General features: G+C 67.8%; 18 protein-coding genes and 3 pseudogenes. 11 read left to right on the plus strand and 10 right to left on the minus strand.

Annotation, left to right across the window (positions count from 1 at the left end; translation table 11 throughout):
• Positions 1-495: 495 nt before the first annotated feature.
• Together CR470_RS17660 and CR470_RS17665 are read right to left on the minus strand one after the other, a co-directional pair.
• Positions 496-1,557, minus strand: a complete 1,062-nt coding sequence (locus CR470_RS17660) for an IS630 family transposase (RefSeq protein ID WP_218923770.1) — start codon at positions 1,555-1,557, stop codon at positions 496-498.
• Between the two features lie 36 nt (positions 1,558-1,593).
• Entirely contained in the window at positions 1,594-1,863 is a 270-nt protein-coding gene (locus CR470_RS17665) for a hypothetical protein (RefSeq protein ID WP_097868558.1), read from the minus strand.
• Between the two features lie 1,205 nt (positions 1,864-3,068).
• Between CR470_RS17665 and CR470_RS17670 the strand changes: the two genes are divergently transcribed.
• Complete coding sequence (locus CR470_RS17670; protein WP_143663825.1) at positions 3,069-3,941, plus strand: hypothetical protein; 873 nt, start codon at positions 3,069-3,071, stop codon at positions 3,939-3,941.
• Positions 3,942-4,525: 584 nt separating this feature from the next.
• Here the strand turns inward: CR470_RS17670 and CR470_RS39125 are convergent.
• From CR470_RS39125 to CR470_RS17680, 3 genes are read right to left on the minus strand one after another with little or no spacing between them, the layout of a single operon-like run.
• A complete protein-coding gene (locus CR470_RS39125; protein ID WP_143663826.1) occupies positions 4,526-5,155 on the minus strand; it encodes a hypothetical protein in 630 nt (209 codons plus the stop codon).
• The gene (locus CR470_RS17675; RefSeq protein ID WP_097868560.1) at positions 5,152-5,676 is read right to left on the minus strand and encodes an RNA polymerase sigma factor; all 525 of its coding nucleotides are present in this window, start codon (positions 5,674-5,676) and stop codon (positions 5,152-5,154) included. The genes CR470_RS39125 and CR470_RS17675 overlap by 4 nt, the downstream gene beginning before the upstream one ends.
• A complete protein-coding gene (locus CR470_RS17680) occupies positions 5,673-5,954 on the minus strand; it encodes a hypothetical protein (protein WP_097868575.1) in 282 nt (93 codons plus the stop codon). The genes CR470_RS17675 and CR470_RS17680 overlap by 4 nt, the downstream gene beginning before the upstream one ends.
• A 408-nt stretch (positions 5,955-6,362) precedes the next feature.
• Between CR470_RS17680 and CR470_RS39580 the strand changes: the two genes are divergently transcribed.
• The 6 genes from CR470_RS39580 to CR470_RS17710 all read left to right on the plus strand — a co-directional run bounded on the left by CR470_RS39580 (position 6,363) and on the right by CR470_RS17710 (position 15,803).
• Entirely contained in the window at positions 6,363-7,754 is a 1,392-nt protein-coding gene (locus tag CR470_RS39580; protein ID WP_373561421.1) for a DNA-binding protein, read from the plus strand.
• 59 nt (positions 7,755-7,813) lie between these two features.
• On the plus strand, positions 7,814-8,578 hold the full coding sequence (locus CR470_RS17690; protein WP_373561422.1) for a TnsA-like heteromeric transposase endonuclease subunit: 765 nt from the start codon (positions 7,814-7,816) through the stop codon (positions 8,576-8,578).
• Complete coding sequence (locus tag CR470_RS17695) at positions 8,575-10,677, plus strand: Mu transposase C-terminal domain-containing protein (RefSeq protein WP_097868562.1); 2,103 nt, start codon at positions 8,575-8,577, stop codon at positions 10,675-10,677. Before CR470_RS17690 ends, CR470_RS17695 begins: the two co-directional genes overlap by 4 nt.
• Positions 10,678-10,751: 74 nt before the next feature.
• Positions 10,752-11,729: a TniB family NTP-binding protein gene (locus tag CR470_RS17700; protein ID WP_097868577.1), complete on the plus strand. Its 978-nt coding sequence runs from the start codon at positions 10,752-10,754 to the stop codon at positions 11,727-11,729.
• Between the two features lie 420 nt (positions 11,730-12,149).
• Positions 12,150-15,377, plus strand: coding sequence for a HEAT repeat domain-containing protein (locus CR470_RS17705; protein ID WP_143663829.1), 3,228 nt, complete (start codon positions 12,150-12,152; stop codon positions 15,375-15,377).
• Positions 15,378-15,533: 156 nt separating this feature from the next.
• Positions 15,534-15,803, plus strand: coding sequence for a hypothetical protein (locus CR470_RS17710; protein WP_179892292.1), 270 nt, complete (start codon positions 15,534-15,536; stop codon positions 15,801-15,803).
• Positions 15,804-15,825: 22 nt separating this feature from the next.
• On the opposite strand, the gene CR470_RS17715 is transcribed toward CR470_RS17710, so the two are convergent.
• Positions 15,826-16,622, minus strand: a protein-coding gene (locus tag CR470_RS17715) for an IS5 family transposase (RefSeq protein ID WP_373561423.1) whose coding sequence is annotated in 2 segments (ribosomal slippage) — positions 15,826-16,298 and positions 16,298-16,622 — 798 coding nt in all. Because the reading frame shifts where the segments join, the coding sequence is not laid out codon by codon here.
• Between the two features lie 201 nt (positions 16,623-16,823).
• Between CR470_RS17715 and CR470_RS41155 the strand changes: the two are divergent.
• From CR470_RS41155 to CR470_RS17730, 3 genes and pseudogenes are all read left to right on the plus strand, one after another.
• Positions 16,824-17,296 (plus strand): annotated as a pseudogene (locus CR470_RS41155) (transposase); the annotation flags it as partial.
• Positions 17,297-17,316: 20 nt separating this feature from the next.
• Entirely contained in the window at positions 17,317-17,781 is a 465-nt protein-coding gene (locus CR470_RS39590) for a transposase family protein (protein ID WP_179892294.1), read from the plus strand.
• 28 nt (positions 17,782-17,809) lie between these two features.
• Positions 17,810-18,742 (plus strand): YwqG family protein, encoded by a 933-nt coding sequence (locus CR470_RS17730; RefSeq protein WP_257138752.1) that lies wholly within the window; start codon positions 17,810-17,812, stop codon positions 18,740-18,742.
• Positions 18,743-19,033: 291 nt separating this feature from the next.
• On the opposite strand, the gene CR470_RS17735 is transcribed toward CR470_RS17730, so the two are convergent.
• Positions 19,034-19,852, minus strand: coding sequence for a hypothetical protein (locus tag CR470_RS17735; RefSeq protein WP_143663831.1), 819 nt, complete (start codon positions 19,850-19,852; stop codon positions 19,034-19,036).
• Here CR470_RS17735 and CR470_RS17740 point away from each other — a divergent pair.
• A pseudogene (locus CR470_RS17740) lies at positions 19,803-20,375 on the plus strand (IS5 family transposase); the annotation flags it as partial. The gene CR470_RS17735 and the pseudogene CR470_RS17740 overlap by 50 nt on opposite strands.
• On the opposite strand, the gene CR470_RS17745 reads toward CR470_RS17740, so the two are convergent.
• The 3 genes and pseudogenes from CR470_RS17745 to CR470_RS17750 form a co-directional block, all read right to left on the minus strand.
• Entirely contained in the window at positions 20,359-21,168 is an 810-nt protein-coding gene (locus CR470_RS17745) for a hypothetical protein (protein ID WP_143663832.1), read from the minus strand. The pseudogene CR470_RS17740 and the gene CR470_RS17745 overlap by 17 nt on opposite strands.
• Positions 21,169-21,412: 244 nt before the next feature.
• Positions 21,413-21,574: a hypothetical protein gene (locus tag CR470_RS39595; RefSeq protein WP_179892295.1), complete on the minus strand. Its 162-nt coding sequence runs from the start codon at positions 21,572-21,574 to the stop codon at positions 21,413-21,415.
• A gap of 85 nt (positions 21,575-21,659) precedes the next feature.
• Positions 21,660-21,908 (minus strand): annotated as a pseudogene (locus CR470_RS17750) (ISAzo13-like element transposase-related protein); the annotation flags it as partial.
• Between the last annotated feature and the right edge of the window lie 50 nt (positions 21,909-21,958).

Below are 21,958 nucleotides of genomic sequence, written 5' to 3' on the forward strand. Positions count from 1 at the left end.
GTGTATAAGAGACAGCGTCCCCCTCCGGGGGAACGACGCACGGTCCTACGGACCGTAAAGACGATAAAGCCCTACGGGCTTTAAAACAATTCCTCCGGAATTGTTTATGAATTCCTCCGGAATCCATAAGGCGGGGTGGGTGGTTTGGCGGGTCCCTGCGCTCCGCGCTGGGACCGGTGGTGACGGGTGGTCGGGTGGTGCTCCTTCCGGCTCCGCCTACAGGAGGAGCCCGCTGCGCGGGCTGCTGGCTACAGGGGAGGGTCGGTCCGGGGCGGTCGTGTCGTCAACCGGCCGGACGGGGGCGGGCCCTGACCCTGCATCACCACCGGGACCTGTGTACAGATTGGAAATCTCTCCTACCCCCGTCCGCAGCAAACCCCAGCGAGTGCATCACGTCTTGAGGCCGTGTAAAGACTGGGAATCTGCACCACCCCCGCCCGGCCCCCGGAAGACTCCGGGGGCATGCGTGCATTCTGCGAAAGCGACTACTATTGATCAGAAACTCATGGGGTTCTCGTCCAAGACGTAGCGGACGTGCGGGCCGCCGAAGTAGCCGCGGACGATGTGCGGCTGACGCTGGCGTCTGCGGAAAAAGCGGCGGGTCTCGGCGGCGAGTTCGGCCTGATCGCGAGCCCGGTGCTGTTTGGGCAGGCTGTGCTTAAGGTCCGCGTTGACCAGCTCGTCGGGGTTCAGCTCGGGCGAGTACGGGGGCAGGAAGTGCAGCTCGATGTCGTCGGAGTGGGCGGCGAGCCAGTCGCGGACCTTCTTGGAGCGGTGGGCGGAGTGCCCGTCGACCACGAGGTGGACCTTGTGGTCGAAGTGGCCGGCGAGCCGGTCCAGGAAGCGGCACATCACCTCGGCGGTGAAGCTCTCGGCGAAGACCATGAAGTGCATCCGGCCCTTGGTGCTGATCGCCGACATCGCGTTCACCGAGAACCGGTTCCCGCTCCGCCGCACCACAGGTGTCTTACCCTTCTCACCCCAGGTACGGCCGGTGACCTGGTCCGAGCGGATGCCGACCTGATCGGCGAAGAGGATCTCCCCACCGTCGGCCTTCGCCTTCGCGCGGATCTCCGGCCAGGTCTCCTGATGCCAGCGCCGGACAGCATCCGGGTCCTGCTCGACGGCCCGCTTGTCCGGACGCTGGAAGGACAGCCCCCAACGCTTCAGGTACTTGCCCACCCCCACCTCGGTCAGCCGCACCCGGTACAGCTTCGCGATCAGCTCGCCCACCAACCGCCGCGTCCACAGCTGACCGGAAAGCCCCACGTCACAGGGCCGGTGATCGAGTACCGCCTGCCGCACCGCGGCCTGCTCGGCCTCCCCGAGCACCTGGTGCACCCCGACCGGCTTGCCACGCGGACGCATGAGCAGCGCCTCCCGCCCGCCGGCCTGCCACTTCGCCCACCACGTGTCGACCGCCTTCAGTGACACCCCGAACACCGCCGCCACGTCCTCGCGGTCCCGTCTCGCCACCAGCGCGGCCACCGCCCGCAGCCGCAGGGCTTCCTGCGCCGACGGTGACAGATGCCGCGCGTCCCCCACCAGATCGCTCACACCCGTCCAACGCCCCAGAACCCAAACCGTTTCTGATCAATAGAATCCGAAGAGGAGAATTTTCAGGTTGATCAGGAAAAGAATGGAACCCAGTATCGCAAAGGCGGCGGCAGGAGCTCTCAGAATGAGGTCATTATGATAGAAAGCCGAGAGAAGCCTGTTCCCAAGGAAATCTGAAGCAGTTTCGGCGCAGCCTCTCACATTCAGCGCCAACATCGTCCCAAGGAGAGCGATTAGCGCTCCCCCGACGAGTTCCCCGTAGTTCACTGAGTGCGAAGTTCGAGCCGCAAGGACGACTTCATACATGATTGGCTCCCAAGGCTCTTCCGTACATAGCTGTTCCGCACGCGCACTCTGCCACCCCGGACCGTCCGTCGGCCCACCCCGGGCTGAGCAGGGAGAACGGGCGACGCCCACGGTTCTCGGTGTCACTCCCTGTGTCACCCCGTACGTCACTCCCTGTGTCACCGCGCCTGTCATCCCCTGTGTCACCCCGTATGTCACCCGGGCCGGACGGTGCAGCCGCTCCCGGCCGGCGCGCCGGCTCCGGGACTCACCGCGGCTTCGCTGAGCGCCAGGCCGTGGTGAGTTCCGGGCGCACGGCGCTCTGACCTGGGGTGGTGAGTGGAACTCACCACGGGCCGGGTGGTGGGCGCGGTGAGGTGGCGGGGCCCGGGGCGGGCGGCCGGCGTGTGGCGCCGGATACCGAACGCCCGCCCCGGGCCCCATGGTCGAGGCCTCGCCTCGTGCGTGCGCGACACGCACGCGCCTTGGCCGGTGCCCGGAGCCGGGGCGTGAAGAAGACGTGGCCGGGCCCGTCCAGAAGTCCGTCCAGCTCCCGTCTGGCGAACAGGTCCCAGCAGATCGCTGAACGGTGAAGGGCGCCGGGGTCACCTTCGCCCGCACCCTCCAGGCGGAAAGACGGGCGTGGCCCGGATCACCGCCCGCGATCCGGTGGCGGTGGTGACCACCGTCTCCACCAAGATCGCCCGAAGGTGTCGCAGGAGTCCGGCCCGGGCCGGGCGGCCCTGCTAGCGGCGGCGCCAGACGGGCTGCTGGCTACGGACCACGCCGCTGCGGATCCACCGGGTTCCGGGGCATGTGGAGCTCAAATGAAAAACGAGGGGTGGCCCCGGGGCCACCCCTCGTCCGCGAACGTGCGCAGTCAGGCCAGTACGAGAGGCCTGCGGGGACAGCGGAGGCCCCGGGTGTCACCCCGTGCGGTGGGCCCCGCCATGGGTCTCCCCCTGCGAGTGTTCGCTACGCCTCCACCCTCAATCCTCTGGGCCGGCAGACCTGGCCGCCCCGTGTTGGTGAGTGTTTCGACGTGCAATGAAGATTAGCACCCCTACCTTTTGGAGTCAAGCCTCACCGTTTTACAGGGGCTCGTCTCTTCCTGAAGGGCCGCCAGAAAGGGCTTTCTGGCGCTTCACCCCTACTCTTACAGCGGCTTTTGTAGTAGCCTTAGACATGTTAGTACTAGATTGACTTATCGCGTATAAGGATGCCTTGTGAGCGGTGGAAACGTAAAGCTCGATCCCGATGCGGTGCGCGATCAGCAGGTGGCCGCGAAGGAGGCCGCGGGCCGGGCGCGCGCCACGAGTGCCGCCGTGCGCTACCGGTTCATCGCCCGGCCTTCGCCCGACCCGGCGGCGCAGGCGCCTCCTCTTGCCCGGCTTCTGCGGGGCAGCGGCGGCAAGGGCGGGGAGGCCAGGCTGAAGCTCTACCTGTCGATGCTGTGGCTGGCGCGGAACGAGACGGCACCAGTCATGCAGTACCGGGCCCAGGAGTGGGCTCTGCTGCTGGGCTACGGGACCAAGCCCGCCGGCGTGCGCCGGGTGCAGGTAGCGCTGCGCTGGCTCGACAACGAGGCTTTCGTCGACGTCCGGCGGAAGCCGGGTGAGGCTTCCGCCGTCCACCTGCTCAGCGACTCCGGCAACGGCCGCCCCTACATGCCGCCCGGCATCGCGTTCAAGCGGATCAAGGGCAAGACAGAGGCCGATCGTGCCCAGCGGGACGAGCACCTGTACGTCCAGCTGTCAGCCGGGCTCTGGACGAACGGCTGGATCATGAAGCTGTCCGGGGCCGCGATTGCCATGTACCTGGTACTGCTGCACGAACAGCGCGGGGACGAGAAGAAGCAGGTCTGGCTCTCCCCCCGCATCGGACGCGAGCTCTACGACCTCAGCGACGAGACCCGCCGCAAAGGACTCCACGAACTCGCGAGGAACGGGCTGATCACCGTGTCCAGGCGCGCGCTGCACCAAGGCATGTTCGCCGACGCCACCCGCACCCGGTACGTCTACGAGCTCACCCCCGACCTCCTCAGCCGCCTCCCGGCCCACTCCCCCTTCAGCCAGCCCGACCCCCTCGCATTCCTTTGAGCGACACCCCCCACGCGGTGCCCGCCCGGCAACGGGGAACGCGGTTTCAGCGCGCAGCAGGCACTCGCCGATTCTGTTCACGACGTGGACGAGCAGCTTGCAGAAGAGCGGTTCCGGTGCGGGCGCGGCAGCGCGAATGGTCTGGCCCCGTGCTCTGGTGCCATGGCTGTGCCTTGGCCGGGACGACGCCCCGTCACCGCGCTGTCTGCCGGAGCCTCGCGCGGCGGCCTCGAGGAGAACGTGGTCGGTCACCTGCGGGAAGGGCCTCTGCTCGGCTGCCAGGCCGGGCAGGCCAACTCCTGGGCAGCCGGCACCCGCAAGGGCCTCTCGTGCCGCTCGCGTGAGTCGACTACCGCGGCAGCGGCCGAGTCCGTGGGCCGTAGGGCTGCGGCGCAGGCGTTGAGGTGGCGGGATGGGTGTTGGGTTCGTGAGTCGCTTCGCGGATCCAGTACGCAGCAGCGGCCGCCCGGATGTCCGGGCGGCCGCTGCTTCAACGAGTCGTTGTGCCTCGGCGTGAGGCACTCATGATGGGTTCACCTATAGGGCGGCTCCCAATTCCTGCAGGCATGACGAAAGACTGTGCATTAGCGGCGCCTTCCGTCTGTCATTCGATCAGGATGCCGCATGTACATTTCGATGTCCCTGACTAGATTTTTTGCCTCTTCGCTGACATCCGTACTGGATGCGGCATTCAAAGCCACCCGTACAGCCGTGATGGCGTCGGAGCCAGGACTCTTTGAACAAGCTCTCCACACGAACGAGGAAGCACTCTCTCCGTCACGCTGAAGAGATTCCGATAGGCCAGCAGGATGTTTTCCCTTTTCCTGCATCTCGGCACGAAGAATTTCAAGGTAATCCTTCGCGTCCTCATCGCCTCTCCCGGCAGCCCGTTCCCACCAGGGAAAAGCTTCTTCGGGCCTGTCCAGATACTCCAAGAGTTCAGCGATCCGCCGTGTTTCTGGCGCAGTCGCATTTTTCTTGTACTCGCGGACAAGCAGAACGATCAGTTCGCGCTTGGCTTGGTTGTTCTCTGGGGTGTCCGGGCGTGGGGCGGGGGCCGGGGGCCAGCCGGCAAGCTGGCCCCCCTCCGCCTGTTCCGAGTCCTCAGGTGTCCGCGGACTCTTCGAAAGTGCCTGCTCAGAGCGTTCGAGCAGGACCCATACGGCGAGGAGCCGGATGGCGCTCTGTTCGTCTACTTCATCCCAGAAGTTCATGCGGTTCCCTCCTCGCCGGTCTCGTGGACGTACTTCTTCAGATTCTTGATGGCGATACGGATGTATCTCGTCACCGACTCCTCCTTGAGGCCCAGCCGCTTCCCCGCTTCCTCAGGACTCATGTCCTGCAGAACGCACAGAGTCACGACCTGCCGCTGCCGGTCGGGAAGTTTGGCAACTAAAGCATCGATATCCTCTTTAATGAACTCGTAAGCGGCATCGGGGATTCCGATCCGCGATTCCTGTTCGGGCAGCTCCTGCAACGGGGCAGGGGACACATGTCGATTACGCCGGAACTGGTCCTTGACCGCGTTCTTGACCGCGATACGACCGTATGCGGTCCGATTACCGGGCCGCGCTACGATCTTTTCCCACGACGTGAACATGCGCATGTAAGCGATCTGCACAGCATCTTCCGCGCTGTGCGGATCGCCTGCTTCGGCCCGGGCTACGCGGGAAAAGACCGCGCTGGTCTCGAGAACGAACGCCTCGAAATCCGTGCCCTGGTCGGCCTCGCTCACGCAGCCTCCCGCGAGGCGATGGCCCGAGGGCCCGGCTCCGAGTGCTTGTAGAACAGCCAGGTCGGCTGCCCCTCCTCGAAGCGGGCTGCGGCCCCGCCCTGCGGGAGCGCAGCCGCCATCGCGATCATCGTCGCGCGGTGCTCGCGTTCCGTGCGGGTGTGGAGGAACACCTGAAGACACATCTCCAGCGCGCTCTTGGTACGGCGCAGCGCGAAGTACGCCAGGAGCAGCACGGGGATCGAGATCCCCCCGGCTCCCATCCATTCCAGCCAGGTCACAGACCGGCCTCCCATCATGACGACTCGTTGGGTGAGAACGTGCGTCCTCACCGCCTACACGCGCCAGGGGGCCCGAATCCGGATGCCGTCACCCAACTTTCTTTTCCACCCGGTGTCGACCGTGTCCGCGCGCCTGGCGGCGCCCCCGGCCGATGGGCCTCCACTACCGGAGCGGGCGCACGTCACCCCTATCCAGGAGCCTGGTTCCCATCCGCGGCTGACCTGGCGCGGTCTGCTACGACTCCTCCGCCCCGGAAAGACATCACGATGACGGAGGCCCAACTACTCCCCGGCGGCAAGGGGTCTGCCCTCCACAGCCGTCCCGCGTGGATCTGCGGTTTGCTTCATCCGCTGGGCATCCGTTCCGAAAGTGCGCGCCAGGGACGGCGAACACGAGACCGTGGTGGAGTGATCCTTCCTCCCGGCCTCCTACGTACCGCTCCCCTGCGCGGAGAGACGACGTCGTCGCTGATCTGCCGCATCGCCGGCCGCTACGGGCTCGAAGCGACGGCGTTGCGGTCCTGCTGGAAGTGGCGCAGCCACCAGCCTCGGCACGACGGCGGGGGCGCGCGGGCAGACGCCGAGGTGTTGTTGAACACGGCGGGGCGGCGGCTCCTGGCAGGCCTGTGCGGCGTGGAGGAGGGTGTGCTGGGGCGGGCGTTGCCGTCCTGGGGGCGGGAGGATGCCAGGCTGCCGGCCGCGGATGGCGGGGAGCCGGTGGCGGCGTGGCGGATCGGTGGTGCGGTTGCCGGGCCGGTGGCGTTCGGCTGTCGTCTGTGCACGGCGCGGCGTACGGGGGCGGCTGGGCGGGCGGTGCTGTACGCCCCGCGGTGGGACCGTGTGTGTGTCCGGCACGGGCGGTGGTTCCTTGATGCGGATGCCGACCAGCCCCACGAGCATCTGGACGTGCGGCGTCTGCCGGAGGTGGTCGCGGCACGGTTGCGGTGGGCGGGGGTGGCGCGGCGGGCGGTGCGGGCGGGGGCCGAGCCGGAGCGGGTGTTCGCGCTGGCGCACGCGGTGGTGGCTCGGTGGTGGGAGCAGGCCCTGCACTGGGAGCGGGAGAAGGTCTGGCCGCGGCGGTTGCATCAGGTCGCGGGCGGTGATGCCGGGGGTGATCTGGAGTGGTGGCGGATCGTGGGGCGGGACGCGGTCGTCTTTCCCGAGGTAGTGGCGGTCGCCGATGCGTTGCTGGATCCGGGCATGGCCCGGCTGGTGTGGGTGGACAGTGGTGCCGGGAGGCCGCAAGTACTGTCCGTCGACGGGTTGTTCTGCCGTCGGCTCGGTGAGCGGGTGGGCCGGGGCTGGCTGGGGCCTCTGGCTGCGGCGGACCATGGCGGTCCGCTGATCGCGTGGATGGGCAGCATGATCCGGCTGCGCCGCGGGGCCGGTGGGCCCCCCGGATACGACAACGACCCCTGGTGGCTGCGCCGGGAGCATCAGCCGGTGACGATGGCGGGGCAGTTGCGGGTGGTGGGCAAGGAGAAGAAGGCACCCGGTTCGGGGACGATGTGGCGGGCGGTGGTGCCGGCCGAGCAGCGGATGCGGATCGGCAGTCTCCTCGGCAGTGCCGAGGAGCAGTTGCTGCAGCTGCGCGGCGTGCAGAGCGGGCCGACCGCCGAGGTCGCCCGGCAGCTGCTGCAGGGTCTCGGTCACAGTGCCGGTCTGGTTGAGGCGGCCTGGAAGCGGACCGCGGTGGCGGCGGTGAACGGCGGGGTGCCGTTGGAGGAGGTGGCCCGGTGGGCGGATATGTCCCCCGGGACGCTGAGGAGGATGCTGACGGCAGGCGGGCGGCTTGGCTGACGCGGGTGATCAGCACAGGAGAGGCCGCCCGGCCCGGGGGCCGGGCAGGGCGAGTGGCCGTGGATCGTGGGAGCGGGTTCGAGGCGGTGTTCCTCGATCCGGTGGGGCAGTCGGTTCAGCAGCGGTGGGCGGATGCCGCCATGACCGTGGGATTCGAGGCTTTGCGACCGGTGTCGGCGTTCCCGGTGATCCCGGGGCGCCGGTGGGGGCCGGGGCTGTGGTGGTCGGCGACCACCGGGCGGCACGTGGCCGCGGGTTCGAACGCGATGCGCACCCAGCTGATGGTCCTGGACCGCGACCCCGATGTGACCGGGCTCGCGGGGCGTCCAGTGCGGTTGCTGTGGCGGGAGGAGCGGGGCCGGGTGCGTTCCTGGGTGCCGCAGCTGTTCGCCCGGTACCGCGACGGCACGGGTCTGCTGGCCGACTGCCCCAGCCATCCGAAGGCCGGCGGCGACCGTGCGGTGAAGGCGGCCGAAGCGGTGAGCGCGGCGTGTGAGGAGATCGGCTGGACCTACCGGCGTCTTGCGCCGCTCGACGACGTCCTGGCCGCCAATCTGAAATGGCTGGCCGGCTACCGCCATCCCCGCAACGCCGGCCGCCCCGGCCTGATGCCTGCGGTGGTGGAGGCGTTCGCGCGGCCGCGGCCGCTGATCGAGGGCGTCGAAGCGGTCGGTGACCCGATCGAGGTCCTGCCGGTGGTCTTCCACGCTCTGTGGCACGGGCGGGTGACGGCAGCCATGGAGGCACCGCTGCATGAACGCGTTCTGGTCGGTCCCGCGGGCTGGAATGGCCCGGGTCCGGGCATGGCGGGAGGGGCTCGGTGACCGCGCGGCGCAACGCCCGGCCGTCGGTGAAGGTCGGGGCGCAGGTCCGGTTCCGCGGTGTGAAGTGGCAGGTGGTCGCCCTGTCCGGGCAGGTGATCCATCTCGTCGGCCCGGACGGTGGCGGCGAGGCGGTGCTCGCCGGGTACCTGTTCGCCGATCCCGGCTTCAGCGTCATCGGGGCCGATGTACCGCAGGCGGCCCCGCAGTGGGGGCTGTTCGAGACCGCCCCCGCCGCGGCGCGGGAGAAGGCCCTGGCCTGGCAGCGGCACGTGCGGGAAGTCGAATGCGGCCTTGCCGGCGGGCCCGGCAGTGCTGGAGCGGTGCGTGAGCAGTACGACCCAGAGCGGCACACGCTGGCCGAGCGGGAGCAGGCCAAGGCCGAGGAGCTGACCGCGCTCGGGTTCGGCCGGGTGTCGCGCACCACGGTGCAGCGCATGCGGCTCGCTTATCGCAAGCAGGGCCTGTGGGGGCTCCTGGACCACCGCACCACTCGTGCCTCCAGCCCTACCGGGCGGTCCGACGAACGGGTCGTCGCCGCCGTCCGTGAAGCGCTGCGCCGCCGGCGCGGGCGCTCCAAAGGCACCATCAACGGCCTGTTCCCGCTCATCAACCAGATCCTCGAAGATCAGCACGGCCCCGGTACGGTACCCGTGCCGTCCCAGGCGACGCTGTACCGGCTCGTCACCACACTCGCCCGCCCCGGCGAACTGCCCAGCGGTCCGGTCCGGCAGGTGCCCGCGAGTGTCGAGGGGCGGGCCTTCACCCCCGCTACGGCGCTGCGGCCGGGCGAGCAGGTCCAGATCGACACCACCCGCCTGGATGTCCTGGCCCTCTTCGACGACGGGCGCCTGGCCCGGCCCGAGCTGACCATCGCCGTCGACGTCGCCACCCGCTCCATCCTGGCCGCCGTGCTGTGCCCCAGCGCGACCAAAGCCGTGGACGCGGCCCTGCTGCTCGCGGAGATGGCGGTCCCGCACCCGGCCAGGCCGACCTGGCCGGACATCCTGCGCATGGACCACGCCCGCGCACTCCCCCACCAGCGGCTGGCCACGCTGGACGAACGTCTGGCCGGCGCGGCGGCCCGGCCGGTCGTCCTGCCCGAGACGATCGTCGTCGACCGCGGCAAAGTCTTCGTCTCCGCCGCGTTCACCGCCGCCTGCGAGAGCCTCGGCATCAGTGTCCAGCCCGCCCCGCCCCGCGCCCCCACCGCGAAGGGCATCGTCGAGCGCACCTTCGGCTCCATCAACGCCCTGTTCTGCCAGCACCTGCCCGGCTACACCGGATCCGACGTCACCCGCCGCGGCCCCGACACCGAGAAAGACGCCTGCTACAGCGTCACCCAGATGCAGGACCTCCTCGATGAGTGGCTGGTGCACTACCACCACCGGCCCCACGAAGGGCTGCGCCACCCGATGATGCCCAGGAAGGCCCTCACGCCGAACGAGATGTGGGCCGCGCTCGTCGCCGTCGCCGGCTATGTACCCGTCCCGTTGACCGGGCGCGACTACCTCGAACTGCTCCCCGTGCGCTGGCAGGCCATCACCCCCGGCGGCATCACCCTCCACCACCGCACCTACGACGCGGACCTCCTCGCCCCGCACCGCGGCCAGGCCTCCCCCGTCGCCGGACGCGGCGGGAAATGGGAGATCCACTACAACCCCCACGACGTGCGCCAGATCTGGGTCCGCCTTCCCGACGGTGAACTCACCGAGATTCCGTGGATCCACCGCGACCACGTCCACCGGCCCTTCGACGAACGCACCTGGCAGCACATCCGCACCCAGGCGGTTGACGGCAACCACGGTGACGCCGAGCGGTACGAAGCCGGCCTTGCCGATGCCCTCGACCAGCTCATGCGCCGCGTCCACAGCGGTCACGCCACCACAACGGAACGGGCACTCCTGGCCCGCACCGTTCACCTCCCGCTCCCCGCAGCCCGCGATGGGGACCACGGCATCGAGGGACCCGCCGACAGCCCGGCACAGCAAGGCAACGAAGGCATCGACGACCTCGACAACCTGCCCGACGACGACCTCAGCCCCGCCCCTGCCACCGGATTCGGGCTCTACAACGCGCACGAGGAAGCCGCCACATGGTGACCCCCAGCCCGCCAAGCGCGAGCAGCACACCAGCCGGCGCCGGCGACAGCGGCGGAGCCGAGCTGTCCTGGCCGCTGACCACCTGGCAGGGCTGGCACCGCTTCGCCACCACCGACCCCGTCGCCCCTCCCCGGCCCGGCGACCCGCCCCGCAGCACAGAGGAACGCCTGGCCTACCACTCCAGCTTCGTCACCATCCGCACCCCCGCCATCCACACCCTGGCCACCCAAGTCCGCACCCTGATGATCCTCGGCCGCCATCAGCAGACCACCGCACGGCCCTCCCTCATCGTCACCGGACCCGCCGCAGCCGGGAAAACCACCGCGCTCCTGAACGTCGGGCGTACCTGCCACCTCGCCCACACCCGCAAAAACCCGCCACCACCCGGATCAGCGCACACCTCAGTGCCCGTCGCGTATGTTCTGGTCCCGCCCGGCGCGACCGCGAAAACCCTCATCACCGAGTTCGCCCGCTACCTCGGCATCCCCGTGGCCACGCGCATGACCCAGACTCAGATCACCGAAGCCGTCTGCCACACCTACACCCAGGCCGGCATCCAGCTGGTGATGATCGACGAGATCCACCGCCTCAACCCCCGCACCACCACCGGCGCCCAAACCGCCGACCTTCTGAAAGACCTCAGCGAACGCCTGCCCGCGACATTCGTCTACGCCGGCATCAACGTCACCGACACCCCCCTGTTCACCGGCGTGCGAGGAGCCCAACTCGCCGGGCGCGCCACGCTCGTCGATTGCGGCCCCCTCTCCGCCCGCCACGGCAAGCGTGAACCCTTCCGCGAGGTCATCACCGATATCGAGAACGCCCTCGACCTCCAGCAGCACAAACCCGGCACCCTCCCCCGCCACACCCAATACCTCCACCAGCGCACCGCAGGCCGCATCGGATCCCTCACCCGACTCATCCGCCAAGCCGCCATCACCGCCATCAGTGACGGCACCGAACGCATCACCAAAACCACCCTCGACACCATCCGCCTCGACCACCTCGCCGAAACCCACCACCGCCCCCACACCCGCGCCCGCAGCCGCTAGCCCCGCCCATCAGACAGGCAAAAGGCCCTGACCAGCACAAACACCAATCAGGCCTTTACACGCTAGAACTACCTACAACACACCCAGCTGCCCTCAGCGCAGAACACATAACTCCAGCTCAGACACCCCTACCCAGCTACCAGGCCCGCCCATTCCACCTCTCAGCAAACCACCAACACACCAGACCAGCCGCCTCACCGAACACCAACAAACCCCCCTCCCAGCGTTANACCCAGCTACCAGGCCCGCCCATTCCACCTCTCAGCAAACCACCAACACACCAGACCAGCCGCCTCACCGAACACCAACAAACCCCCCTCCCAGCGTTAGGACTGGCAGGGACGGGTGGAGCAGCGATGGCTGAAGGCGGCCAGGCCTGAGTGGGACCGCCTTCTGGACGCTGCGCAGAAAGAACGCGCGGTGTCCCGGGAGCGCGGAGATGAACAGGCCCAGGTCCGGGCGGCGGTCACCGTGTACCTGGGGCGGGTCCGGGAGGTGCACCAGAGGCTGAACCTGGACGTGCTGGGGCCTTCCGGCCTTGCTGGTGAGCAGCCGGTGATCGAGCTGCGGCAGGTGTTCATGCCGCAGGCGTGCCGTCCGTTCGTGCCGCAGCTGGAGGAAGGGGTGCGTCGGCGGTTGGTGGAGGTGGGGGAGCTCGTAGATGACGAGGAGCTCTCCCGTTCGGCGCGGGAGCTGGGACGCGAGGAGGCTGCTCGCCAGGCGGTGGCGCAGCCGGTGCTGTCGGTGCTGGCTCAGGAGAGCGGGCGGCGGTTGGTGGTGCTGGGGGATCCGGGCGCGGGCAAGTCGACCCTGGCGAAGTACCTCACGTTGGCTCTGGCAGGTGGGCTCAGCAAGATGCCGTCCTCGCTCGAGCCGCTTGCAGGGCTGGTGCCGGTCTTGGTGGAGCTGCGCCAGTACGCGCAGCCGCACTGGCGGGAGCGCACGATCGAGGAGTTCCTCGATCACGTGCACGTGCAGGAACGCATGGGTCTGCCCCGGCCTGTGCTGGAGGGCTTTTTGGAGTCCGGGCGTGCGGTCGTGGTCTTCGACGGCCTGGACGAGATCTTCGACCCGGCCGTACGTGCTCAGACCACCCGCCGGATCACTGCCTTCTCGGCGCACTACCGTCAGGTACGCACGGTGGTCACTTCGCGGGAGTACGGCTACCGGTCTCACGAGTTCGTGACCAACAACTTCGCCCAGGTCATGTTGCAGAACCTGGACTCCGGCCAGGTCGAGACGTTCATCCGCCGCTGGTACGCGGCAGCCCATCCGGAGAAGCCTCAGCTCGCCAACCAGTTGACCGAACGGCTCCTGAGCGCTGTGCGAACGGTGCGGCCGGTGGCTGAACTCGCGGGCAACCCGCTCCTGCTGACGATTTTGGCGGCCATCGGCATGGGACGGACCATCCCCCGTGAGCGGCGGGAGGTCTACGCCCACGCCATCGATGTGCTGGTCGAGCGGTGGGACAAGGACGCCAAGTTCCTCACGCCTCCCTCCCCTCCCACCAGTGATGTCGCCCACGCGCTGGAGGGCCTGACCGCCGGGCGTCGGGTGAAGCTCCTGGAACGCATCGCCCGCGCCATGCAGGAAGGGGCGGGAAAACCCGCGGGTACCTTCATCCGCCACGATGACCTCACCGGCATCATCCGCAACTTCCTGACCGAGTCCAACATCGCGTCGCCCGCAGCCGACGTCGCTGCCGGCCTCATGGTCGAGCACCTGCGCTCCCGCAACTTCCTCCTGGCTCACTACGGTGGCGGCCTCTACGGCTTCGTCCACCGAACGTTCCTCGAATACCTCGCCGCCACCGACCTCCTTCGTCGCCGCGAAGAAGAAGAATGGACCCGCGACCACCTCATCGACCTCCTCACCCGCCAGGCCCGAGACCCTCACTGGCACGAGGTGCTCCTCCTCATGGCCGGCGGGCTCAGGCAACGCGATGTCGCCGCTCTCCTCAGCCGACTCCTCCAGCTTCACCGCCAGCACGTCAATAATTTCTACGAGGCACCGATGCTGGTCCTGGCCATCAGGGTGCTGGCGGAGACCGCCGACATCGGCGCACCGTACGTCCCGGGGACTTCCGACCCGCACCTGTCGGTGGCAGCGCAGAGCGACGCTGTCATCGACGCCCTCACCGCGGCCTTTCAGGGCGTGTTCATGTACGGCTTGCAGGAGGCGCTGCCGGCGCTGGGAACCTTCGGTCACTTTTGGAGCGGCCGTGACCGCTATATGCGCTGGTATTACGCCCAGGAAGATATGCGCTTGGATTTGTTCGGCACCGCAGGTGCCGTGGCTGCGGCGCTCAGTCGAAATCCGCGAGAAGCCATCGTCCTTTTCCATGCTTCCAGCCTCGGAGACAAGTTCGAAGCACAAAGAGGACCGATCCTGGCCGCATTGGGGGAGCGGTGGCACGACCGGCCAGAAGCCTTCGACACCATCATGCGCGCCACCACCGACAACGACCTCCAGGTCCGACACACCGCACTAACCGCACTGGGGGAGCGGTGGCACGACCGGCCAGAAGCCTTCGACACCATCATGCGCGCCACCACCGACAACAACCCCGGTGTCCGACGCACCGCACTAGCCGCGTTTAAGGAGCGGTGGCACGACCGGCCACAGGCCTTCGACACCATCATGCGCGCCACCACCGACAACAACGCCGACGTCCGACGCACCGCACTAACCGCACTGGGGGAGCGGTGGCACGACCGGCCAGAAGCCTTCGACACCATCATGCGCGCCACCACCGACAACAACCCCGGTGTCCGACACACCGCACTAACCGCACTGGGGGAGCAGTGGCACGACCGGCCAGAAGCCTTCAACACCGTCCTGCGCGCCACCACCGACAACGAGCCCGGTGTCCGACGCACCGCACTAACCGCACTGGGGGAGCAGTGGCACGACCGGCCAGAAGCCTTCAACACCTTCCTGCGCGCCACCACCGACAACGACCTCCAGGTCCGACACACCGCACTAACCGCACTGGGGGAGCGGTGGCACGACCGGCCAGAAGCCTTCAACACCGTCCTACGCGCCACCACCGACACCGACCCCGGTGTCCGACGCACCGCACTAACCGCACTGGGGGAGCAGTGGCACGACCGGCCAGAAGCCTTCAACACCATCATGCGCGCCACCACCGACGACGGCCCCGGTGTCCGACGCATCGCACTAACCGCACTGGGGGAGCGGTGGCACGACCGGCCACAGGCCTTCGACACCGTCCTACGCGCCACCACCGACGACGGCCCCGGTGTCCGACGCACCGCACTAACCGCACTGGGGGAGCAGTGGCACGACCGGCCAGAAGCCTTCGACACCATCATGCGCGCCACCACCGACAACGACCCCGACGTCAGGCGAGCCGTCATGCGTGCTCTTGCCCACCGCTACCCAGACAGAGCCTGTCGAGCTCTCATCGAACTAGCCGCTCGCGAGGAAGATGAGGACCTCCGGGCCGACCTCGTCAGAGTAATTACCCTCGTATGGCCGGACGAGCCCGATGTCCCACAGTTCCTGAAAGACAAGACGGCCGCAGACACCTCCGACGCGGTGCGTACGGCCGCCCGAAAAGCACTGGCCTTCCTGCAACTACGTTCCAGCCTCAGCACCGAGCAAGGAGCGCCGACTGCCGAGTGACATCTCGATCGCTTGCGGCCCTTGTCGCTCAGTCAGTCAGCACGCCGAGACATCGCAGGCTTCCCGCTGGGCAGATCGTGGTGAGTGGTCTTTCCCAGGCGGTTCGGAGTGTAAGACGTCGTGTCATTTGGCGTCGATCGGTAGGCTCTGGCCGAGATGAGCATGGACGACAAGACCGAGACCGCCTGCCGGATCTGCGGGTACGACGATGGCGAAGCGGTGTTCGACGAGTACGGCGTACCGGAGTACGTCATCTGCCCCTGCTGCTACAACGAATCCGGCATCGGCGATGACAACGTGTCGCAGGTCCGCGAGCTGCGTGGATACTGGGTCGCCAGCGGCGCCCAATGGCACGACGCGAAGTTCCGTTCAGCTGACTGGGACCTGCTGACGCAGCTCGCCAACATTCCGCCCGAGTGGCGCTGACCTGGAGTGCCGAAGGGTATTGCTATCTGGCGAGTCGCCGGTAGCAGATAAGGGTAGCGGCGATGCCGGCGAAGGCGAGGAAGTGGTCGGCCTTGCGCTCGTAGCGACGGTGCAGACGGCGGCATCCTGCAAGCCAGGACATCGTTCGCTCGATCGTCCAGCGGTGGCGCCCGAGCCGCTCGGAGGACTCGATGCCTTTACGGGCGATGCGGGGTGTGATGTGCCGGGAACGGAGCCATTGCCGCAAGTGGCGGTTGTCGTAGGCCTTGTCCGCATAGAGTTTGGCCGGTCGTCGTCGACGCGGGCCACGGCGGGATCGGATCGGCGGTATCCCGCGCACGAGCGGCTCGAGTGCCTGGCTGTCGTGGAGATTGGCGCCGGAGATGCCGACGGAAAGGGGCAGACCGGTCCGGTCGGTGATCAAGTGGATCTTCGAGCCGAACTTGCCCCGATCTACAGGATTGGGACCCGTCAGGTCCCCTTTTTCAGGGGCCGCATGTTCACCGAATCGATCGCGCACCGCGACCAGTCCAAGTCCCCGCGGGCACCCAGCTCGTCTAGCACCAGGCGGTGGAGCTTGGCCCACACCCGGGCCTGGCTCCACTCCGTGAAGCGCCGGTACACCGTCGACCACGACGGACCGAACACCTCGGGGGTCTGCCGCCAGGTGCAGCCAGAGGTAGCCACGAACAGGACGGCAGCCAGTACCTCCCGGTCGCCGTAGCGCCGCCGTCCACCACCTTGCGGTCGCACAGGCGCCACTGGCACCACTCGGTGGAACAACTCCCACAACCCGTCCGGGACCAGACGCTCCACGATCGTCACGTCCGAACACTACTCAGCACGCCAAATGACACGCCGTCTAAGACCTGTACCGGGCAGCGGCACCAGACCGTCAGGTAGAAATCTGCGGACCTTCTTCCCGCAGTGGGTGGAGTGGCGCGACGGTCCCGTCCACGCGTTCAGTGCTGCGCGAGTTCAGCAGGGACAACACGCGGGACCTGGACAGTGATCCAATCCCGGGAACCCCGCCGGCGGCGCCGGGCTACCTACAACCGCTACGGCGGAGTACGCCACCTGTTCGCCGCCCTGGACCTGGCCAAGGACAAGCTCTACGGCCACATCAAACCGGTCAAGCGGCGGACGCAGTTCCTGGAGTTCTGCCGCTACCTGCGCAGCCTCTACCCACCGACCGTGCGGATCGCGATCGTCAGTGACAACTTCTCCCGCACCTGACCACGAAGAGATGCCAGCGTGTCGGCACCTGGGCCGTGGCGAACAACGTCGAGATGGCCTACACCCCGACCAACAGCTCCTGGCTCAACCGCATCGAGGCCCAGTTCACAGCCCTGCGCTACTTCACCCTGGACGGCACGGACCACGCCGACCACAAAGAGCAGGGCAGCATGATCCGCCGCTACATCATTTGGCGAAACCGCCATGCCGACGACCGGCGCCTACGCGCCGTCGTCGACAGGGCAAACGTTGCCTGAGGCGGCACCAGAAGGCGTACATGGTCCTCGACGGCGCCGTGCTGCCGATCGGCCGCATCGCTGCCGACCGGCCGTACTGCTCGGGGAAGAAGAAGCACCACGGGATGAACGTGCAGGTCCTTGCCGATCCCGCCGGACGCCTGATCCGGGCCTCGGACGCACTGCCGGGAGCCACACACGACCTGACCACGGCGCGGGCCCCACGGCATTCCCGCCGCCCTGGCCGCAGACGACATCAAGTGCTGGGCCGACAAGGCATATCAGGGCGCCGGCCCTGCGATCCGCGTCCCGATCCGGGCAAGCACCTGCGCGGCCGGCGCCGACGTCACAACCGCGATCACGCCAAGATCCGCAGTCACGGCGAACGTGCCATGGCCATCCTCAAGCCCTGGCGGCTCCTGCGGAAGCTCCGCTGCGGCACCACCCGGATCACAGCCGTCGTCCGTGCCGTCGTCGCCCTCGCACTCGCCATCCGATCAAGATGAAAAGGGCTCAGTGCCCACCAACCCCCCGATGACACCTGACACCGCTGCGTTGGAAAGGGTTATCTTCTCGGGCATGGATCATCAGGGAGAGTTTCGTCGGGCAGCGCTTGAGTTGGGCATCCCGGACGACGAGGTCAGCAGATTCAGCCAGCACCTTCGTTTGTCGATCGAGTTGTCCGGGGCGGGTGGTGGTTCTCCGGTCGGGCAGTTCGGTGGGCTGCCCCGGCTGCCGGTGGGCATGAAGTGGCCGTCCGCCGGGGACAGTCCGTTGCCGATGCTCTTTTCCGTCGATTGTGGGGCGCTGCCGAGAGTCGACGGTTTCGACCTGCCGGAGGACGGGACGCTGCTCTTCTTCGTGGACCAGGAGATGGACCATGAGGACGGTTCCGGGAGGTACGCGCGAGTCGTGTATGTGCCGGACGGCACCGAAACGGCGGTCGCGGAAGCCCCCGGCTCCGTGTGTGTCCGCGAGCGGTTCGATGTCGGCGCCGAGCTCGGAGCCAGACTGCCCCTTTGGCTCCAGGAGGGCGACGAGGACTGGCACGAGTACTGGGAGGATTTCGATTGGGAGGACATGTCGCCCTTCCAGCAGCAGTTGGTCCGGTACATGGAGCGTGACCTGCCGCACCTGGACGAACTTCGGGATCTGGCCCACGACCTCTGGCCGTCTGGCGCCAGCGTTTTCATCGGCGGGTACGCCGATGATGAGGTGATCAACAGCATTGCGGAGCAGACCCTCGCGGGACGCGAGAAGGCAGGCGAGATCCCAGCCATCCCGATCGAGAAATGGTATTCCCACCTGGAGAAGGAAAAGCACCGGCTGACGAGCGAATGGATATCGCTCGCCGGCGAATCCCCGGTCTACGAGGAGTACTACACGAGTTTTGTGATCCGCCACGACGACTTGGCCGCCGTTCGGGTGGACAAGGCGCTACCCGTGACCAATTTCGAGGCCCCGTGACCCAGGGCGGTTCAAAGTCCGGGTGATCACGGATGTGTGCTGGTCACGGCTGCGTGACGCTGTGTCGGATGGCCGACACCTGAACAACGAGGCTCCGGTTGACGGGGCGACCTTGACAAGTCGCCCTGAACCACCGGAGCTTCGATGTGCCGCCTATCTGCCACCGCCTGCCTGGTCAAGTCGCCTTCGCGTCAGCAGCGCGCGATCGTCGGCCTGCTGTCCCGGCTGGCCACTGTGGGCCGCTGAGCGCCGATCCCCGCCCGGGCGTCTGGGCTCCTGGCCTGGGGCTGCTCAGAACGGCGCTGGGGCCTCCTGCGGGGCCTCTTGTGCCGTGGCGGTGGCTACGGCGGCGTCGCGGACCGCTTCCCACTCGCGTACGACGCGGTCGCGGTCGCGCTGGGCGGCGATGCGGCAACAACCGCAGAGCGGGTCCCCGAGGAGAGCGGCGCGGCCGCATGGGTCTCCGTGGCCGGGGCAGGTGCCGTCGTCGGTTTCGGTCACGGGGAGTTCGGCGTCGAGGCGGGCGTAGCGGGCCTGGTCCTGGCAGGGGGCGCAGTGGGCGCCGGTGCGGGTGCGGACGGTGCAGGTGTATCCGTCGTGGCCGGGGCAGAGTGGCCATCCGAGGTGCAGGGGGCACAGGGTCTCGCCAGCCACGGCGAGGGTGGGGCAGAGGCCGTCGTCGGCTTCGCAGCCGGGGCGCAGGTCGATACCGCGCCGGAGCTGGTCGTGCTGCTGCTCCAGGTCCGCCCACGCGGGCGGGGTGGGTGTCGGTGCGTCGTCCCAGCGGCGCCCCTCCCCCGGTGCCACACCACGGTCCGGGCCCGGGGCCTGGTGCGGTACGACGGCCGCGCCGGCTGCGGAGCCGGGGACCGGCATCGAGGCGGCTGCCTTCAGGCGGCCGCCGATCACCGCGCCGACCGAGCGGCGCAGCGGGTCGGGCAGCGGGCGCGTGATCACCTCCAGGAGCAGCGGCACCGGCCACCCCGCGTCCAGGAGCCCGGTCACCATCAGGCCCTGGTCCCGGAGCGTGCGCCCGGTGAGCAGCAGCTCGGGCTGCTCCGCGCCGATCGCGAGCAGCAGCTCGACCCCGGGCGAGGAATCGACCCGCACCGGACCACCAGCCGGGGCACCCCCCGCCCTTGGTCCGGTCGATCGTGGCCGAACCGGATCGAAACACCACCTGATCACCGACGGACACGGCACACCGCTCGCCGTGATCCTCACCAGCGGCAACCGCAACGACGTCACCCAGCTCCTGCCGCTGATCGACGCCATCCCACCTATCAGGGGCCGGGTCGGGCATCCGCGACGGAAGCCGGACTCACTCTTCGCCGACCGCGGATACGACCACGACATCTACCGCGACCAGGTCCGGCAACGCCGCATCGTCCCGGCAATCGCCCGCCGCGGCACCCTCCACGGCACCGGACTGGGCAAATACCGCTGGGTCGTCGAACGCAGCTTCGCCTGGCTCCACGGCTTCAAACGCCTCCGCATCCGCTGGGAACGCCGAGCCGACATCCACGAAGCCTTCCTCAAACTCGCCTGCTGCCTCATCACCCACCGACAGATCGACTCACTGCGAAGGCCGATGCCGGCCCGTGAGACCAATCCGGCTACTTCCAGACGGTGAAGTAGTCCTTGACAGGCATAGTGATCCTGAAAACCATCCCGTACTCGCGTCGCAGAACCGCCACGCTGGTCGAGGCAGGCTCGTTGAGGCAACGTCGCACCGGCGGCTCATGGGGGCTGCATGGGCGTGGCTCTTCAATCAGCTGACCTGTGTTCCCACTGCGCACCTGGTCCCAGCTGAGGGTGAGAGTGGTGCCGCCGAGCAAGTGTGTTGGTTCCCCGGTTCCTGGTCCTTGCGGGTCGCCTGCTTTCCCGCAGTAGTAGTCGACAACTGCGCGCGCGTAGTGGAACTCATGGTCGAAGGGGATGGGAGGTCCCGTGCGGTCCCCAGCGCTGAGCACTCCGTCGATGGTGTCGGCCATCCTGCGGGGATCTGCTCCAAAGTAGGCGGAAACGGACATCGTGCATTTGATCTTGTATCTGTCGGAGCCTGTCGGGAGGAACAGTTCCTTCGCCCTCCCGCCAACACACACATCTTCCAGAACAACCAGCCCCAGCGTGAGCGGCGTATCGGCTTCCCAGGCGGCGATGACGTCCCGGCTCGCCAACTCCGCCTCCTGCCGCGCCTTCAGGGCTTCTGGGCTGCCAGCCAGTCTGCGCACGGTCTTCTCGCTGGTCGCGCGCCCACACGCTGCGAGAACAAGCACCAAGTCGATAGTGAAAGGTAAGCCGACCACGCGGCGTATCCAGAATCTCTGCTGTCGGATCAGAGTCGGCGAACCGGGCCAGGTCGCAGCGATGGTAGCCAGAAGAACAGCCAGGACGAGTATCACGATCCAGAAGGTGGTCGCCATGACGGCCATGGTTCGCTAGCTGCACGAGCCGCTGCTACCCGTACAGATACTCATAGAGCTCGACGTCGAGGCACCTGGGCACGTGCGGCAGCAGCGGACTCAGGCAACCTCATAGCTCGGACGGTGCTGGCGCCGTGCGGCAGCGCCGGACACCCATCTCCTACCTGGAGCGAAGCAGCGTCACCTCATTCTGTTAGGCGCTGTAAGGGCTTGCCGGGAATCAACACGCCGGTTTGATCTTGATTCACTCGGTGTCGAGGACCCTGGCGACGTCTTCCCGTGTGTGGAAACGGGGTGTTGAGGCGGTGAGGTGAACCCCGTGGGCTTCCAGGAGCGGGCGGATGTCTTTCGCTGCGCGGCTGATGGTCATGACCGTGGTGTTGAAGAGCCGACCCAGGAGGTGCATGGGTGCGATTTTTCGCAGGTGCGGTGGCACTCACGACCTGACCTCCGCCCCCTTCCGCCCCCCACCAGCACTACCGCGACCGGGCGATCGGCGGGGCAGCGATCTCCTCGTCGCGGATGCGGATGCCGGTGGGGTACTCGCCACCGTCGAGTTCGCCCTGGACGGTGAGGCCGGCGCGGCTGGTGGTTGCGGCGATGGTCTGGATCACGGCTTCGTGGCTGGTCAGGGGTCTGCCTCGCCAGTTCATGGTGAGGTGGGAGAACAGCCGGTGCTCGATCTTGTTCCCCTTCGAGGTTCCGGGCGGAAGATGACACACCGTGCTCTCAAGGCCGGTCCAATCAACTACGTTCCCGCACGGAGAAACCTCTGATGGCGCTGGTCGGA

The sequence above is a fragment of the Streptomyces sp. rh34 genome, from assembly GCF_002551245.1.
Taxonomy (GTDB): domain Bacteria; phylum Actinomycetota; class Actinomycetes; order Streptomycetales; family Streptomycetaceae; genus Streptomyces.

Excerpts from the sequence above, each read along its gene's own strand:
- CR470_RS17665 (WP_097868558.1), bottom strand. The coding sequence starts at position 1,863 with ATGTATGAAGTCGTCCTTGCGGCTCGAACTTCGCACTCAGTGAACTAC.
- CR470_RS39125 (WP_143663826.1), bottom strand. The coding sequence starts at position 5,155 with ATGAACTTCTGGGATGAAGTAGACGAACAGAGCGCCATCCGGCTCCTC.
- CR470_RS17710 (WP_179892292.1), top strand. The coding sequence starts at position 15,534 with ATGAGCATGGACGACAAGACCGAGACCGCCTGCCGGATCTGCGGGTAC.
- CR470_RS39590 (WP_179892294.1), top strand. The coding sequence starts at position 17,317 with ATGGTCCTCGACGGCGCCGTGCTGCCGATCGGCCGCATCGCTGCCGAC.
- CR470_RS17730 (WP_257138752.1), top strand. The coding sequence starts at position 17,810 with ATGACACCTGACACCGCTGCGTTGGAAAGGGTTATCTTCTCGGGCATG.
- CR470_RS17745 (WP_143663832.1), bottom strand. The coding sequence starts at position 21,168 with ATGGCGACCACCTTCTGGATCGTGATACTCGTCCTGGCTGTTCTTCTG.
- CR470_RS39595 (WP_179892295.1), bottom strand. The coding sequence starts at position 21,574 with ATGCACCTCCTGGGTCGGCTCTTCAACACCACGGTCATGACCATCAGC.